At 57.8% G+C, this 16,153-nt stretch carries 13 protein-coding genes and 1 pseudogene; 9 read left to right on the forward strand and 5 right to left on the reverse strand.

Annotated elements, in window-relative coordinates:
- Nucleotides 1-107: 107 nt before the first annotated feature.
- A complete protein-coding gene (gene istB / locus BRA1417_RS0110275; protein WP_027515747.1) occupies nt 108-869 on the reverse strand; it encodes an IS21-like element helper ATPase IstB in 762 nt (253 codons plus the stop codon).
- Between the two features lie 19 nt (nt 870-888).
- The gene (gene istA, locus BRA1417_RS0110280; RefSeq protein ID WP_027515748.1) at nt 889-2,430 is read right to left on the reverse strand and encodes an IS21 family transposase; all 1,542 of its coding nucleotides are present in this window, start codon (nt 2,428-2,430) and stop codon (nt 889-891) included.
- A 181-nt stretch (nt 2,431-2,611) separates the two neighbouring features.
- On the opposite strand from istA, the pseudogene BRA1417_RS43800 reads away from it, so the two are divergent.
- Nucleotides 2,612-2,943: pseudogene (locus BRA1417_RS43800) on the forward strand (transposase); the annotation flags it as partial.
- A gap of 140 nt (nt 2,944-3,083) precedes the next feature.
- Here the strand turns inward: BRA1417_RS43800 and BRA1417_RS0110290 are convergent.
- On the reverse strand, nt 3,084-3,560 hold the full coding sequence (locus BRA1417_RS0110290; RefSeq protein ID WP_007606019.1) for an Lrp/AsnC family transcriptional regulator: 477 nt from the start codon (nt 3,558-3,560) through the stop codon (nt 3,084-3,086).
- 142 nt (nt 3,561-3,702) lie between these two features.
- Between BRA1417_RS0110290 and BRA1417_RS0110295 the strand changes: the two genes are divergently transcribed.
- Complete coding sequence (locus tag BRA1417_RS0110295) at nt 3,703-5,094, forward strand: FAD-dependent oxidoreductase (RefSeq protein ID WP_007606028.1); 1,392 nt, start codon at nt 3,703-3,705, stop codon at nt 5,092-5,094.
- Nucleotides 5,095-5,120: 26 nt separating this feature from the next.
- A complete protein-coding gene (locus tag BRA1417_RS42420; protein WP_084462171.1) occupies nt 5,121-5,495 on the forward strand; it encodes a cupin domain-containing protein in 375 nt (124 codons plus the stop codon).
- 589 nt (nt 5,496-6,084) lie between these two features.
- Here the strand turns inward: BRA1417_RS42420 and BRA1417_RS0110300 are convergent.
- The gene (locus BRA1417_RS0110300; RefSeq protein WP_007606032.1) at nt 6,085-6,561 is read right to left on the reverse strand and encodes an Lrp/AsnC family transcriptional regulator; all 477 of its coding nucleotides are present in this window, start codon (nt 6,559-6,561) and stop codon (nt 6,085-6,087) included.
- 191 nt (nt 6,562-6,752) lie between these two features.
- Between BRA1417_RS0110300 and BRA1417_RS43805 the strand changes: the two genes are divergently transcribed.
- Nucleotides 6,753-6,941 carry a hypothetical protein gene (locus BRA1417_RS43805; protein ID WP_156948671.1) on the forward strand — a complete coding sequence of 63 codons (189 nt, stop codon included), beginning with the start codon at nt 6,753-6,755 and terminating at the stop codon, nt 6,939-6,941.
- Between the two features lie 160 nt (nt 6,942-7,101).
- On the opposite strand, the gene BRA1417_RS0110305 is transcribed toward BRA1417_RS43805, so the two are convergent.
- On the reverse strand, nt 7,102-8,472 hold the full coding sequence (locus BRA1417_RS0110305) for a M20/M25/M40 family metallo-hydrolase (RefSeq protein WP_035968425.1): 1,371 nt from the start codon (nt 8,470-8,472) through the stop codon (nt 7,102-7,104).
- Between the two features lie 707 nt (nt 8,473-9,179).
- On the opposite strand from BRA1417_RS0110305, the gene BRA1417_RS0110315 reads away from it, so the two are divergent.
- From BRA1417_RS0110315 to BRA1417_RS39880, 5 genes are all read left to right on the forward strand, one after another.
- Nucleotides 9,180-9,869 (forward strand): hypothetical protein, encoded by a 690-nt coding sequence (locus tag BRA1417_RS0110315; protein WP_007606036.1) that lies wholly within the window; start codon nt 9,180-9,182, stop codon nt 9,867-9,869.
- 624 nt (nt 9,870-10,493) lie between these two features.
- Nucleotides 10,494-12,158, forward strand: a complete 1,665-nt coding sequence (locus tag BRA1417_RS0110325) for an ABC transporter substrate-binding protein (RefSeq protein WP_027515751.1) — start codon at nt 10,494-10,496, stop codon at nt 12,156-12,158.
- A gap of 68 nt (nt 12,159-12,226) precedes the next feature.
- Nucleotides 12,227-13,183 (forward strand): ABC transporter permease, encoded by a 957-nt coding sequence (locus tag BRA1417_RS0110330; RefSeq protein ID WP_027515752.1) that lies wholly within the window; start codon nt 12,227-12,229, stop codon nt 13,181-13,183.
- Nucleotides 13,176-14,033 (forward strand): ABC transporter permease, encoded by an 858-nt coding sequence (locus BRA1417_RS0110335; protein WP_027515753.1) that lies wholly within the window; start codon nt 13,176-13,178, stop codon nt 14,031-14,033. The genes BRA1417_RS0110330 and BRA1417_RS0110335 overlap by 8 nt, the downstream gene beginning before the upstream one ends.
- Complete coding sequence (locus BRA1417_RS39880; RefSeq protein ID WP_245286177.1) at nt 14,026-16,143, forward strand: ABC transporter ATP-binding protein; 2,118 nt, start codon at nt 14,026-14,028, stop codon at nt 16,141-16,143. The genes BRA1417_RS0110335 and BRA1417_RS39880 overlap by 8 nt, the downstream gene beginning before the upstream one ends.
- Nucleotides 16,144-16,153 lie beyond the last annotated feature (10 nt).

Genomic DNA, 16,153 nt, shown 5'->3' on the forward strand with positions numbered 1-16,153 from the left:
ATTGCGGCCAGAGATTCCGATTGAACGCGACCATGCATTCCGATCGAAGGCGGCCACCTGTTCCGACGAAGGCGGCCGGGGTGTCGTTGCCGGCATGAGGAGTTGGGTCAGGTTTTCTTCGCGGCGTCAAGATTGGCGCGTTGGGCAGTTATTTTCCGCATGCTGTCTCCTTTGAGGATGAGGCGGTGAGCGTTGTGGACGAGGCGGTCGAGGACGGCGTCGGCGATGGTCGGGTCGGCGATGATCTCATGCCAATTTTCGATCGGTACCTGGCTGGTGATGATGGTCGATCCGCGCTGGTGACGATCGTCGACGACTTCGAGGAGATCGCGACGCTGCTCGCCGGTAATCGGAGCGAGGCCCCAGTCGTCGAGGATGAGCAAATCGACCCTCGATAACGTCTTGAGAAGCCGCGCATAGCGTCCGTCGCCGCGGGCGAGCGCAAGAGCTTCGAACAGCCTTGGCAGGCGATGGTATAAGACCGATCGATTATCGCGGCATGCCTTGTGACCGAGCGCGCAGGCGATCCAGCTCTTGCCGACGCCGGTCGGCCCGGTGATGAGCAAATTTTGCTTGCGGCCGATCCAATCGCCATCGACGAGCTTGGCAAAGAAGGCGCGGTCGATGCCGCGCGGAGCGCGCAGATCGACATCTTCGACGATTGCGGCCTGCCGTAGCGAGGCAAACTTCAGGCGTACGATGAGCCTTTTGTTCTCTCGCTCAGTTGCTTCGCGATCGATCATCAGGCCGAGGCGCTGCTCGAAGGTCAGCGCGGTGACGTCCGGTTGGCGTTGCTGATCATCGAAGGCCTTGGCCATTCCGGCGAGCCCGAGAGCGGCGAGACGTTCGTGGGTATGATTGCTGAGCATAATGCCTCCTTGTTGCTGGTCAGTGGTAGTAGTCGCGGCCACGGATGTTACCGTGCTGGATGGGATCGGCGTCGGGGGTGGTGTCGGGAAGGAAGGACTTGTCCAGGCCGGTCTTGAGGATCGAGGCAATCGACCGATAGCTCGCTGAGCCGATGCTGATCCCGCGGCGGCAAGCGGCTTCGAGACGTTGCGTCCCATAGGTCTTTTCCAACCGCAGGATGCCGAGACAGGATCGGAAGCCCTGCTCGGGATGCGGCTTTGTCCGCATGATCGCCTCGCACAGCGCGATTGTGGACGGACCGACTTTCTCAGCGGCGGCCAGCAGACGCGCCGGCGTCCAGAAGGCGTATCGGCGATGCGCGCTCGGCATGTGCTCGGGGATCGTGGTGTGGCGGCGCTTCACCCCCGAGCGTGCATGGCTGGCGATGCGGGTGCCGCGATGGAACACCTCGATGGTGGCTTCGGTGGCCCGAACCTCGACAACCTGGCGGATCATGCGGGATGGCACCGAGTAGAAGTGTCCCTGAACTTCGACATGGTAATCCGGCGCCACACGGGCACGACGCCATTCGGCGTACTGATAGGCCTCGGCCGGCAGCGGCATCAGGGCCGGACGATCGATGGTGTCGAAGAACTCGCGGCGGCTGGCACCGAGCTTGCGCATCAGGCGGGCGTTGAGTTGGTCGACCAGGATGCGGATCGCAACATTCAACTCGGCGAGCGAGAAGAAGCGCCGGTTGCGCAGCCGCGCCAAAATCCATCGCTGGACGATAAGAACCGCCGCCTCCACCTTGGCCTTGTCGCGCGGCTTGCGGGGCCGCGCCGGCATAATGGTGGTGCCGTAATGGGCGGCAAGATCTTGGTAGGTCCGGTTGACGCCTGGCTCGTAGCGGCTCACCACCGTCACCCCGGCCTTCAGATTGTCGCAGACGAGCGCCTTCGGCACCCCGCCCAGGAAGGTGAGCGCATCCACATGGGCGCCGATCCAGTCGGGCAGCGCCTCGCTGAACCGGGCTTGGGCAAAGGTGTAATTCGACGCTCCCATGACCGCGACGAAGATCTTGGCGGCGCGCACCTCCCCGGTGAGCCCGTCGAACACCGGCATGGTATCGCCGGCGAAGTCCACGAACAGCTTTTCGCCGGCCGCGTGGGTCTGCCGCATGGTCGCCGTGATGCCGTGGCGCCATTCGACGTAGAGGTCGCAGAACCGGCTGTAGCCGTAGCCGTCGGGATGATGGCCGCGGTATTCCTCCCACAGCAGTGCCAGCGTTACGCTGCGGCGGCGCAACTCGGCATGGACATGCCCCCAATCCGGAAGCGGCTTCGATCGTGGCGGGTTGTAGCCGGCCGGCGCAAACAGCTTGCGCTCCAGGGCTGTGTCGTCGAGCTCCTCCGGGATCGGCCAGGTGATGCCGATCACCGCGGCCCGGCGGACATACTCCGCGATCGCCGTGCGACCGATCCCGACCGATCGGGAGATCACCCGATCGCTCACCCCACAGGCATACTTCAGGCGTAGAACTTCTCGAATCTTCCGCATCGGCAATCTCTCGGCGAGCATCGGACCTCCCATTGCGTCAACCGCAAAAGGGACCTTGCCCCGTTCAGATTGCCGACAACGCCCCCCGTCTCACCCTATCAACAGGGTGGCCGCATTCGTTCGGATCGAATGGCCGCTTTCGATCGGAATCGGTGGCCGCCTTCCGTCGGAATCGGTGGCCGCTTTGCCCCGGATTCCGCATTCAAAGTCAGAAACCGTCACCATTGCGGCGATCGAGCAAGGCGTTCCTCTTTTGGTGGAAGCTCGAGAGATCATAGCCGCTTTCCATGCGATGATCCGCAAGAAGGCTCACGTAGAGCTTGAACCATGGTTGGAACGAGGCGCGCAAGCCTCGTCATGTCTTTCGCCAATGGCGTCATCAAGGACAAGGCCGCTGTCAGCGCAGCGATCGCGACGTCATGGTCCAACGGACAGACCGAGGGCCAGATCACCAAGCTCAAACTGGTCAAACGCCAAATGTACGGACGCGCCAAGCTCGACTTGCTACAGGCTCGGCTAATCGGCGCCACGTGACCAGTGCTGCACCAAAAATGCGTCAGAGCCCCTTTTGGATGCCGATAGGGGGGCCCGGTCGAACGCCGATTGACAACTTTTGAGGCGTCTGGACCGAACTACCGCCAAAAAGTGCACAGCGGGCAGAAGCCCACGCGAGATCAATCGTCTGTTGGAGTTTCAATGGGCATGGCAAAGCCCGCCTTTACGCGGTCCATGATAACCATCGTTTTGACCGCCTTGATATCCGGGTTCTCGTAGAAGAAATGTCGCGTAAACTGCTCATAGTCTTCCATACTCCGCGCAGTTATGTAGAGCACGAAGTCGGCGTCGCCGGTGACATAAAATCCATTGACGACTTCCGCTGAGGCTTTGATCGCCTTCTTGAACCTGTCGACAATATCTGAACGCTCCCGCTCCAACGTTACTAGCACGAGCATTTGAATCGGGTTTCCTACCGCCTTGGGTGAAACGATGGAGACATCCGCTTCGATGATGCCTTCCGCACGAAGCCTCTTCAGTCGTCGTTGACACGCCGTCGCTGAAAGTCCTGCTAGTTCCCCGATTACGTCAGTAGTTAAGCGGTTGTTCTTTTGCACGATTTCGAGGATGCGGGCGTCTATTCGATCGTATTGCATGTCGGCTCAGGCCTCAGGTGAATTTCACCGCGGTATGTCTGCATGATGCAGGAAATGGTCCAAACGGCAAGAAAGTGCGACGCAAAAAGTCCAACAAACGCATTATTCTGAATGTAAATGCAATTTCAATAGGCTCTGGAGAATGGACAATTTTTGGTTAAAACAGGCGTTCGACCGGTTAGGGACGCCTCGAGTGCAGTCCTTATCGGCACACGTCACGGCCGACGTGACGATCGTCGGCGGCGGTTATCTGGGTCTCTGGACGGCAATCCGGATCAAAGAGCGGTCGCCCTCGTTAAAAGTCGCGGTAGTGGAGAGAGACCTGTGCGGGTCGGGCGCCAGCGGCCGCAATGGCGGATTTGTCACCAGCTTCTGGGCTAAGTATCTCTCGTTGCACAAGCTTTGCGGTACAGCTGAAGCAACCCGGATTGCGAAAAGCTCAGCGGAAGCAGTATTGGAAATTGGAGCTTTCTGTCGGGATAATGGCGTAAATGCAGATTTCCGAGCCGATGGTTGGCTTTGGACCGCTACTTCCCCTCCGCAAATTGGCTGCTGGAACGTCCTGATCGATGAACTAGGCAAACACAACGTGCGGCCCTTCGAGGTGGTCGACAACGCGGATGTGGCGCGGCTAAGCGGCACTAGTCGCAATTTGGCTGGCGTGTTCGAACCAGATGCCGCCACAGTGCAGCCAGCCATCCTTGCCTTCGGCCTTCGACGGCACGCTCAGAAGCTGGGTGTGACAATCTACGAGCATTCACCCATGGTGAGATTGGAACGGACCAAAACACCAAAGGTGATCACGCACCAAGGCTCAATTGCAAGCAAGAAAGTCATTCTTGCCATGAACGCCTGGGGAGCGAAGTTCTCTTATCTTCGGCGTAAGGTGGCGATCGTTTCCAGTGACATGATCGCGACAACGGCTAACCCCGGCAAGCTGAGAGAGATTGGATTCGAAAACGGTATGGCAATATGTGATTCTCGCATGTTCCTGAACTATTATCGGAACACGCCTGATGGTCGTATCGTTTTCGGCAAATCGCTAGGACACTTCGCATTTGCAGGACAGGTCGCCAACTACTATGAGGGGCCGTCGCATAGGGCTGGCGAAGTCGAGGAAAGCTTCCGCAAGCTTTACCCGATGCTTGATGACATGGATATCGAATCGTCCTGGACTGGCCCGATTGATCGGTCCGTCGACGGACTGCCATTCTTCGGCCGTCTAGACAATCACCCCGACATTCTTTTCGGGATTGGCTTTTCTGGGCAGGGGGTCGGGCCCACTGTTCTGGGTGGAAAAATACTTGCGTCGCTCGCGCTTGACCAAAACGACCACTGGTCCAACTGCGGATTGGTTCGTGAGCGCGTAGACAATTTCCCGATCGAGCCCTTCCGATATGTTGGCTCCGTTCTTGTCCGCGAAGCGTTGCGTCGCAAAGAGGGCCTGGAAGATCATTCCCGGCGCCCCGATCCGCTTACTCTTGCGATCTCGAACCTTGCTCCCGTCGGCTATGTGCCATCGAAGCGTGACTGAAATTAAGATACGAACAGGAACCAATCATGACCCCAGTTGTCCTCAAAGCGTCCGCGAATCTTCCCACCAATGAGCTCGATAGCATCAGCCCGGTTGCCCGGCCGATCGGCGAGCCAGTCTCCATTATGCGCAGTAAAGTCGCGTTCAAGTCTTCGAGCGACTCAACCAGTGCCGGCGTTTGGGAATGCTCGCCTGGAAAATGGCGCCGTCAGGTCGCTGAGGCGGAATTCTCAACGTTTCTGTCAGGACGCTGTACGTTCACGCCGGACTGCGGGCCAACGATTGTCCTCGAAGCCGGCGATTCCATATATTTTCACCCGAATACCAACGGTGAATGGAAAATCATTGAAACGGTTCGGAAGGCCTTTGTCATTCTTCCAACAGCACATCAGCCGGTGTGATCGCTCACTGGACGAAGAGCTAGAATCCACGTCGGGATCGTGCGCCCTTCGCTTAGTCGCTTCCATAAGAGTTCGGCTGCGTCTCGAATCAAACAGGTGACCGGCTTCTCTAACCGACACCTGTTCACCAACAGAGTGCATGAAAAGTTCCGATTGCGCGCACGGTATGAGCGCTATAGTAGGCGGCGCTCGGCACATCCGCTTTACCTAAGCCTCGATCTCGCGGCGCATGCTGTCCATTGTTGGTCTCCGCTTGGGCGTCTAGTCGCAACGCGTCGTGCGTAAGCTTGAGACCTCTCCGTGCTCCCGGCGTATTCGAGTTACGGGTCTCGGTCACCAGCATTATGCAATGCACGTGGCCACGGACACTACCCTCCGTTAGTTAGCATTCAGCTCCCGGGCAGAGCCTACTGTCGAGACAGACTACCGTTTGGGGCTTGAGGTCGAATACCCATTCGTGACCGAACCGCCGCCAGCCCGCCCGCAGCTGTAAAATAGACGTTCGAGCGCTTCAAGTTTAGTCAATCTCTTACGAGGGACTGACGAAAAAAGCGTGTAGACGCGCGGATTTGCAAGCTGAAATTTCACACTAATCTTCTGATGGAGCCTCAATGGGGACGGCAAACCCTGCCTTGACGCGGTCCATAATGACCATCGTTTTGATTCCCTTAATATCTGAGTTCTCATAGAAGAACCGGCGGGTGAACTGTTCATAGTCTTCCATACTACGCGCAGTGATGTAGAGGACGAAGTCAGCGTCCCCTGTAACGTAAAATCCATTCACGACTTCAACTGATGATTTGATCGCCTTCTTGAACTTGTCGATGATATCTGAACGCTCGCGCTCGAGACTCACCAGCACGAGCATTTGAATAGGCCGTCCGACTGCCTTGGGCGAAACGATGGAAACATCAGCCTCGATGATGCCTTCCGAACGGAGCCTCTTCAATCTTCGTTGACACGCGGTAGCGGAAAGCCCAGCCAACTCACCGATCACCTCAGAAGTTAAGCGGTTGTTCTTTTGCACAATCTCAAGGATCCGGGCGTCAATTCGATCGTATTCCATATCCGCTCCAGAGTTCAGGTCTATTTCGCCGCAATATGCCCGCCCGATGCAGGCAATAAAGTGCAGCGCAAACATCTGTGTGATAGCAGTATCCTGAATAGGCGAGCAATTTCAACCAACCGCATGCGCTTTCAAATCGACTTTTAAGTCGGTCATTCCAGACGCTGGCACTGCTCGGTGCTGCTACGTACGTGCAAGATGTTCTGCGGCGCGAAGGAAAGGCAGCTGAGGCGGCGCTCGTCATCGGCAACTCGACTTCAAAGACGAAAGAAATCTGGTCTTCAACGCCTCAGGATCAGCCTGCCAACGAAATGGCCAACGTTTTGGACGTCAGCGGGGCGGTGGCTGCCGGTGTTGCGCTCGCTGCGTACTGCGCCTAACGACCGAAATTCTCACGTTGTCGTCACTCTGCGTTGATAAGATTTTGGAAATCCTTCCTGCCGGCCCTCGCCCAGCACCGCAACTATACGGCTTCAGGTCATGAGCCATTGGAGTGACAAGTGGGTTGAACGACTGTCCACGGGAGCGCGAATGTCCGCTTCAGCGTGCAGATCCCCCCAACGTATCCAACAGGGCCGCTCCGGTGCGAACGCCATTCAGAAAGCAGCGAATCTCGATGTTCTCGTTCGGAGCGTGATTGGCTTCATCGGCATTGGCATAAGGCACCACAAAGGACGGTGTGCCTAGAATCTTTGTAAAGACGTAGTCGGGCAGGGTTGCTCCAAGCGAGGGATAGACCAGAGGTTCTACGCCGTGTGCAATCTGTACCGCGGACTGAATAGCTCTTGAGAACGGTGCGTCGAGGCGGGTTTTTGATGGAGGCGTCGACTCTATGCGTACGAACTCCACGTCCGGAGCATGGCTCTTAACGTGAGCCTCTATCTTCCTAAGGATGTCATCGGGATCTTGCCGATCGACAAGCCGAGCGTCGCACTTCACGACGGCCTCATTCGGCACGATTGTTTTCGATCCGGGCCCGCCGTACCCGCCGTGGAGTCCGTTAATGGTCAATGTCGGGCGAAACATAAGCCTGTCCGCGAGCGGCAGATCTGTTGGGTTATCGAGCTTTGCGAGGCCGAGAGCCCGCTGGACGTCCTCAGCATTTAGAGGCAATCGCGCTGCGGCGGTGCGCTCAAGCTCTGTTGGTGCGACCACATCATCGTAAAAGCCATCAATCGTAATGTTTCCGTCTGCATTTTTCATGGTCGCTAGCAAGTGCACAAGCGTCCAAATCGGGTTCGGCACAAGGCCACCGAAATTGCCTGAATGAACATCCGATCTGGCTGCACGAGCCCGCAGTTCGAACGCTACGATTCCACGGACTCCGTATGTAATAATCGGGCGTCCCGACTCGTGGAGAGGCCCATCTGCCGTGATCACTAAGTCCGCCTTGAGTAGATCCCGATGAGCGTCAACGAACTCGGCAATGTGCGGACTTCCTATCTCCTCTTCACCTTCTAGCAAAACTAATACGTTGCATGGCAAGGAGCCATGTACGGCCAAATGTGACTCTAAGGCTAGGATCTGAGCGAAGTGTTGACCCTTGTTGTCGCCGGCACCGCGCGCATAGACGCGTTCTTCCCGAACCACCGGTTCAAATGGAGGGCTAATCCAGGCTTCCAGGGGATCTGGAGGTTGGACGTCATAGTGCCCGTAGAGCAAGACCGTCGGCGCTCCCGGCGCGCGTTCCCACCTTGCCATGACCACAGGATACCCTGCGGTGGGGATTGCGCTCGCTTCGAGCCCCAGTCTGCGCAGCATGCTCACGAGGAGCTCGACGACCTCTCCCATTCCCACGTTCTGGGCGCTAATACTGGGATGTCTCAAATACTCAAGCAAACGGCTGACGAACTTGTCCTTGTTCGTCTCAATATGATCAAACACTCTGGACAGTTCCGGGCCGACCGTCATTGCTGGGCGCGCATTCATGAGCGGCGATGGCTTTCTCAAAGTTGTAAATTCGACCGCAACTTTGCTTAAATAGGAGATCCATCATAAGGGCAATCACGCGGTGAAAATCATCTCGTTGGCGCGATATAAAGCGACATTTATGCACCTTCGAGCGGACTTTCGCCGTTTTTCGGTGTTGCTGACCGAGATGCTATCGAACGTAGATGGGCGGGCTGACTGTCTCTGATTTAGCAGGTGCCCACTCAGGTGATTGATCCGAAGCGCCTGGAGCATCGTTCGGAGATCGGACCCTAAGTTCTTCAACGGATCTGCCTTAAGCTCGTCCCGCGCGCGTGGTTTTTGCATTTGGCGTACGCCGCGAACACTGCGCTGGTTGCCGCCCATAGCGAGTTTGCTGGCGACCATAGCCACTGTTGACTACACGCAAGCCTCTGATTTTAAATCGCGGGTGCGATCTCATGAGGTCTTCGCGTTTTCGAGAACTGGTGCGGGATTTCGGCGCTAATGTAGATTGATTCGACAGAAAAGCACCTCCGGTCGGCAATATGCTTTCTTGAGATCCGTGCCCGAATCTTGTGAATTGGCCAAGCTGATTCCAGGCGGGTGTTTCACGGATGGACAACAGGAAGATAACTGCCGCTTGGCTAGATGGCTGGTGACGTGGAAGTCGGCAATGAATTCCAGGGTTCAGGGAGGCAGATTCTGACATGGCGCAGAAAAGTGGGGCGCTTGGCGTGTTGCAGTTACAGAATACGCCACAGACCATGGCGGGATCGCTCAGCAATCCTGCTACCTTCCCGTTTCCTACGCTTTATCGCCAAGCTCCAGGCGCATGGACGAAGAATGTCGTTTTCGGTGGCGAGGACGACAAAATGGAAGCCGCATTCATAAGCGCAGCGAAGGATTTGGTGCGTGAGGGGGCGGTCGCGATCACGAGCAATTGCGGATTCACGATTAAGTACCAGAAGGCTATGGCGCGGGCCCTAACTGTGCCTGTTTCGATGTCCTCTTTGCTGCTCCTGCCGTATCTTATGGCCACGATCAAGGGGCGAGTCGGCGTAATGACGTTCGATTCAAGGCCCCTGAGCACTGATCTGCTAAAACTCGCCGGTGTCGTGTCGCTCGATCGTGTGGTGGTTGCTGGCATTGAAAATTCTGAGACCTGGCGCATCATGTCGGGGCCTGAGAATAATTACACCATTCCACAAGTCGCCAGAGACGTGGGAGCCGCAATCGCACTTATGCGAAAGCAACACGACGATATCGAGGCCGTCCTGTTCGAATGTGCGGGGTTTCCAATAGTGACGCAGCAGGTGCGTGAGCAGACCGGCCTGCCGGTATATGACGCCGTTACCAACGCGAAGCTATTGATGAGTAGATACAACGTCCCAGTCTAAGTCTCACCCGACCCTTCAACCACGTTCGTAAGCGAACTCTGAGTTGTCAAGGCGGTATGGGGGGGGCGAGCGGGTCGGTCGCTCTGGCTGTTCCCGGCCATCGATTTGGCGGCGTGAAGCTCTTGTGGTTGACCTACCACGAGAGCTGCGCGCATGCCAATCTCCTTGCGACTCAGAAAGCCATCTGCACCCACGCGATTTCATGAGGCCTCCTCTGGAGCCAGCGAGGCGTGTTGTGCGTGCCTTCGGAATGAAGTTTCCGTCGGTCGGAGATGAGTGCTCTGAATAAAAGTAAACCCGTTTATCACACGTTCGCGTTCAGATAATTGGAAGCACCGAGGAAGATCAAAAACCCAAACCTTGCCGCCTTTCCGCGCTCCGTTTCGAGATGGAGCGGCAATTATGCGTGCCAACGCCTGAATTCGCATGATTCAGGCGTAAGCGTCGGGTTAATCTTAAACTAGCACGGTTCCGGGCCCTTAGTCGGGTCGCTTTACCCAATTCGCCGTCACGCCGAAGTCGAGGGCAGAGATCGAAAAGTTCGGTCGAAAGGCTCTCTTCGCCCGATGCTGCGTATCTCATATGCATGACGCGTAGCGCATTCTGTCAGAAAGGGGAATCGCCATGACCCGAGCTATCACCACGCTCGACGATCTTCGCTCCGGCCTCACGCCTCTCGAGAACCATTTGATTGACGGTTTTGTTGATGGCCGCGTGAGCCGTCGAGAGCTTTTGCGGCACGGCAGCTTACTTGGCCTGTCGCTGCCGTTCCTTGGGCGGGTAGCATTGGCGGCTGGCTTCGGTGTAGCGCCGACGGCAGCCGGCGCCCTCCCTCAGCCAGGTGCCACCATTCGGGTCGCATGCTACCCCCCGTCGACGGCCGTCGACCCTGTGAAGGCTTCCAACGCCCCCTTGTACCTGATGCTTCAGCAGGTCGGTGAGTATCTCTGCATCGATGGACCGGACCTGCTGCCGAAGCCTTGTCTTGCGAAAAGCTGGAAGCCTAACGAGGATGGCACCGTCTGGACCTTCGCGCTGCGCAAAGGGGTCAAATTCCATTCGGGCGGCGAAATGAAGGCCGACGACGTCGTTGCGACCTTCGACCGGCTGACCGATCCGAAAAATTCCTCAGGCGCGCTCTCGGCGTTCAAGGGAATCCTCCAGAACGGCGGTGCCAGGAAGGTGGAAGACTACACCGTAGAATTTCATCTCGACAGTCCGAACGGCAACTTCCCCTACTTGGTCTCGTCTGACACCCCCAATGCTATTATCCTGCCCGCGAGCTACTCCGGCAATTTTGAGGAGACGTGGGACGGTACTGGTCCGTTCAAGATCGACAAGTACACCCGGAACGTTGGTGCGAGTTTTGTGCGCAATGAAGATTACTGGGGCGCGCAGGCGCTGCCAGCGCGGACAGAATTCACGTTCTTTGCTGATATCCAGCCGCAAATCGTTGCTCTTCAGGCCGGACAGGTCGATATCATTAATACGGTTTCCGCGCTTGCCGGTGTAGCGCTGCTGGACGATCCGACGGTGGATGTCATGAGTCTACATTCCGTTGCGCATCAGCCGGTTAATATGCGGTGCGACAGCGAATTCTTCAAAGATCCGCGTGTCCGTCAGGCCGTTGCGCTATGCCTGGATCGCGAAAAACTTACAAAAGGTCTATTGAAGGGGCGCGGCGTGGTCGGCAATGACAGCCCGTTCGCCTCCATCTATCCCTCGATGGACCCGACGGTCCGGCAACGCAATCAGGACATCAGCAAGGCAAAAGAGCTGATGAAGGCGGCGGGGATGGAGAAGGGTTTCCAGGTCACACTCACCACGATGCAATATCTTGAAATCCCGGCTTACGCACAGCTCATCCAGAGTTGGGTGAAGGAGATCGGCATCGAGCTAAAGCTCGAAATCATGGACCGGGCCTCCTTTTACGGCAGTCTTGTCCCCGGCAAATCGCCATACTTGGACTCAGCAATGAGCATCTCCGACTTCGGCCACCGCGGCGTCCCAAACGTCTACCTCACATCATCGTTGATGAGCAGTGGCCCTTGGAATCCGGCACACTTCAAGAACACCGAGTTTGACACCCTGGCCAACAGTTATATCGCCGCACTTGACCTCGATGCGCAGCGAGCTGCCGCAGGGAAAATCCAGCGGCTACTGCTGCAAGAAACACCGGTGCTCTACGGTTATTTCTACGACAAATTGACCGTGGTGAAGCGCGGCATCACCGGGGTCCAGCCGACCGGCATGATGCAGCTCTTCCTTCAGAATGCGGGAAAGCTATAACTTCGCTCGGCTCGCTTGAATTGGTCCAGCGGCGATCAATTGTTCCACCGACTTAGCCAAAGAACATCATGAAGCGCTTCCTTGCTCGACGATTCGCGTTTTCATTGATGACTCTCTTCTTACTGAGCCTGCTCGTTTTCTTTGCCGGACAGGTTCTGCCTGGCAACGTTGGACGAGCTATCCTCGGGCCCTTCGCCGATCAGCTTGCGGTAGATGAGCTGAACCACCAGCTCGGCGTCGATCGACCGTTCCTCGTACAATATGGCACGTGGCTCTGGCATCTTATTCAAGGCGACATGGGGGAGTCGTACATCTATCGGACCCCGGTCGCGCCCTTCGTAATGCAGGCGCTTGGTCATTCACTGAAACTTGCGACGCTGGCCTTTCTGTTCGTCGTGCCGCTCGGCATATTCGGTGGGGTGCTGGCTGCGCTGAACTTGAACCGGCCAATTGATCGCATTATCAGCGTCGCGGGTGTGTCGATGACGGCACTACCCGAGTTCGTCACCGGCATCGTGCTGATCCTGCTCTTCGGCGTCTGGCTGCGCTGGCTGCCAATCTCCGCCGCCTGGCCGGATGGCGCGGGGCCCTTGGTCCAAGTCTACTATCTGATCTTGCCCGCGATGCCGCTCGTCCTTGTCCTGTTTGGGTACATTGCCCGAATGGCACGTGCAGGAATGATCGAGGCGCTCGACTCTGACTACACCCGCACCGCCGTCCTGAAGGGCCTTCCTTGGCGAGGGGTCATCTGGCGGCACGTCCTCAGGAACGCCCTACTGCCGACAATCACTGTCATCGCCAGCCAAACAGGCTACCTCATTGGCGGACTTGTGGTGGTGGAGACATTGTTCCGATACCAGGGAATCGGATCGTTGATCTTCAACGCGGCCAAGAGCAAGGATTTCCCGATGCTTGAGGCGTGCGTACTGACTATTGGCATTATCTATGCCGCAGCGACTTTGATCGCCGATCTCCTCTACTCTCTTCTCAACCCGCGCATTCGGATTGGGAATGCCAATGACTAACCTCGCCGCCGCTGTACCATCGAGCAGGCGCCAGGAGATTTTCTCCGGGCTGTTCCGCTCCAGCTCGTTTCTGGTTGGCATGACCATCGTGCTTTTCTGGGTGATCTGCGCCCTTTTCGGGCCCAGCTTCGTACCCTACGATCCCTTAGCCGAGGACATCCTGAATGCGCTCGGGCGCCCCTCGCAAGAACACTGGTTCGGCACCGATCAGCTCGGCCGCGATATCTTTTCCCGCGTCATTGTTGGCTCGCGCGACATCCTCGCCGTCGCGCCTCTCGCCACGATCCTGGCCACCGTTGTTGGAACCGTGCTTGGCCTTCTGGCCGGCTATTTCCGAGGCATCGTCGATGACCTCGTCTCGCGACTGATCGAGGCGAAGATGGCAATCCCGTCGGTCATTGTCGCGCTAATTGCGATCGTCGCGCTCGGGACTTCCAATATGACAGTCATCATCGTCATCGGCCTCTCCTTCGGTACTCTCATCGCCCGCACCGTTCGCTCTGCCGTCCTATCGGAACGGGAGCTCGACTACGTCGCTGCGGCCGCTCTCCGCCGAGAGAATGCCGCACACATCATGTTCTTCGAAATTCTACCCAACATAATCCCGCCCATTCTCGTGGAATCAACGGTGCGCCTCGGTTATGCGATCTTCGCCGTCGCCACGCTGAGCTTCATCGGATTTGGCCTGCAGCCACCCTCGCCGGATTGGGGATTGTCGATCTCGACCAACTACGGGATGACCAGCGGGGGATATTGGTGGACGGTGCTTTTCGACGCGCTGGCCATTGCTAGCCTCGTAGTTGGGGTAAATTTGCTAGCCGACGGGCTGCATGGAGCCCTCGATGGTTGAGCCTGCGTTTCGCCTGGACCGACTGTCGGTAGCCTATCGCGCTGGCGGGCAAAGCCGTGCGGTGCTGCGCGACGTAAGTTTCGAGATCGCTTGCGGCGAGGCATACGGGCTGGTCGGGGAGTCAGGCTGCGGCAAATCTACTGTGGCGTTCACAGCGGTGCGCTATCTGCCCCGGAATGGCCGAATTACCGGCGGGTCAGTTATACTCGACGGCGCGGAGGTGATGCGGCTCGGGCCCGACGCGCTTAGGGACTTGCGAGCAAAAAAAATCTCGATGGTTTATCAGGACCCTGGCAAAGCGCTGAACCCTTCCCTGAAGGTCGGGCGGCAGTTGGTCGAGGTATTCGAGGTGGCGGGCATCCCGCCGGCACAACGCGAAACTCGTGCACTCGAGATGCTGAAAAAGGTGCGAATCGCTGATCCCAGCTCGGTCATGCAACGCTATCCGCATCAGCTCTCAGGCGGAATGCTGCAGCGTGTATTGATCGCGATGGCGTTGGCGAACGATCCCGCAATGCTTATTCTGGACGAGCCCACGACCGGTCTGGACGCTACCGTGGAGGCCGAGGTCCTCGACCTCATCACCGATCTTCGGCGCGAGTTTGGTACCTCGATCCTGTTCATCAGCCATAACCTCGCGGTTGTGGCGAAGACGTGCGACCGCATCGGTGTCCTTTATGCGGGGATGCTGGTCGAGGAAGGGCCGACGCAAGAGATCCTGGGTTCACCGCGCCATCCGTACACTCGGGCGCTTCTGCGGTGCCTGCCGCGAGGCGGGCAGCGCAAGGACCATGGACGGCTCGACACGATTCCTGGCTTTCTACCCTTGCCCGGCGCGCTGCTGCCGGGATGCCCCTTCGCCGAACGCTGTTTGCTCGCCGACGATCGCTGCAGAACGGAAATTCCTGAGCTGCGAGATTCTAACGGTCGGCTCGTGCGTTGCCACTACTCGGATCGGACCGCTGATCACCCCCCTGCCGCGCCGGCCGATGCGCCGGTACCAAAGCCCACATTGGCGGCAGCCCCGGTCCTGCGGATTGCCAATCTTTCGAAGACTTATGGCCAAGGCAACCATGCGGTCCGCGCGGTTGTCGATGTTTCCCTAAGCCTGCTCCAGGGAGAAACACTAGGTCTGGTCGGCGAGTCCGGCTCAGGCAAAACCACCCTGGCCCGGATGCTTTTGGGCCTCGTGCGTCCCGATTCCGGCGGAACGATCGAGCTCGACGGCAAGCCCCTCGCTGCCAGTCTCGACCGCAGAACGGATCAAGAGGTGAAGGCGGTACAGATCATCTTCCAAAATCCAGACGCGGCGCTGAATCGCTCCCACTCTGTCGGCCGCATCATTCGTCGCGCATTGCGCAAGCTCGGGGGCTTTCGCGGTACCGAGTTTGCGGACCGGCTCGATGCACTCGTAGCGGCGGTCCGGCTGACTACCCGACACCTAGCTCTCCGGCCGCGGCAGCTCTCAGGCGGGCTTAAACAGCGGGTGGCAATAGCCAGAAGCTTTGCCGGCGATCCTCGCGTGGTGGTCTGCGACGAACCCACCTCGGCGCTTGACGTCTCAGTTCAGGCTGCGATCTTGAATCTTCTCGCCGACCTTCAGACCGCCCGCGCTACCAGCTACCTTTTCATATCGCACGATCTCGGCGTCGTGCGCTATCTCTCCGACAGAATTGCCGTGCTTTATCTCGGACGCATCATGGAGCTGGGCCCATCAGAGCAGGTTTTCGAAGGTCCAAGCCATCCTTACACGGAAGCTCTTCTTTCAGCTGCCCCCGACCTTGACGGGACCATCAAATCGCGCATCCGTCTGACGGGCGAAATCCCCTCCGCCGCGAATCCGCTATCGGGCTGCGTCTTTCAGAGCCGATGTCCGCGTAAGATCGGAGCGATCTGTGAGATCATCGAGCCGCCGCTGATAGAAGCGGGGTCCGGCCACGCGATCCGCTGCCACATCAGCCCCACAGACCTCGAGCGCCTTCAACAGCAAACAAAGGCGGCGCAAAGTCGAGAGCAAGGTTTCTCTGGATCGGCTCAGGTCGATCTAGCTCGCACTGCCAGACATAGACCCGAACCCGATGGCTGCACTAAGACGAGGTTGAGCGAATAGGTTGATCATA

It is taken from the genome of Bradyrhizobium sp. WSM1417 (assembly GCF_000515415.1).
GTDB lineage: Bacteria > Pseudomonadota > Alphaproteobacteria > Rhizobiales > Xanthobacteraceae > Bradyrhizobium.

Coding starts and splice junctions, on each gene's coding strand:
- istB (WP_027515747.1), bottom strand. CDS start 869: ATGCTCAGCAATCATACCCACGAACGTCTCGCCGCTCTCGGGCTCGCC.
- istA (WP_027515748.1), bottom strand. CDS start 2,430: ATGCTCGCCGAGAGATTGCCGATGCGGAAGATTCGAGAAGTTCTACGC.
- BRA1417_RS0110290 (WP_007606019.1), bottom strand. CDS start 3,560: ATGCAATACGATCGAATAGACGCCCGCATCCTCGAAATCGTGCAAAAG.
- BRA1417_RS0110295 (WP_007606028.1), top strand. CDS start 3,703: ATGGACAATTTTTGGTTAAAACAGGCGTTCGACCGGTTAGGGACGCCT.
- BRA1417_RS42420 (WP_084462171.1), top strand. CDS start 5,121: ATGACCCCAGTTGTCCTCAAAGCGTCCGCGAATCTTCCCACCAATGAG.
- BRA1417_RS0110300 (WP_007606032.1), bottom strand. CDS start 6,561: ATGGAATACGATCGAATTGACGCCCGGATCCTTGAGATTGTGCAAAAG.
- BRA1417_RS0110305 (WP_035968425.1), bottom strand. CDS start 8,472: ATGACGGTCGGCCCGGAACTGTCCAGAGTGTTTGATCATATTGAGACG.
- BRA1417_RS0110315 (WP_007606036.1), top strand. CDS start 9,180: ATGGCGCAGAAAAGTGGGGCGCTTGGCGTGTTGCAGTTACAGAATACG.
- BRA1417_RS0110325 (WP_027515751.1), top strand. CDS start 10,494: ATGACCCGAGCTATCACCACGCTCGACGATCTTCGCTCCGGCCTCACG.
- BRA1417_RS0110330 (WP_027515752.1), top strand. CDS start 12,227: ATGAAGCGCTTCCTTGCTCGACGATTCGCGTTTTCATTGATGACTCTC.
- BRA1417_RS0110335 (WP_027515753.1), top strand. CDS start 13,176: ATGACTAACCTCGCCGCCGCTGTACCATCGAGCAGGCGCCAGGAGATT.
- BRA1417_RS39880 (WP_245286177.1), top strand. CDS start 14,026: ATGGTTGAGCCTGCGTTTCGCCTGGACCGACTGTCGGTAGCCTATCGC.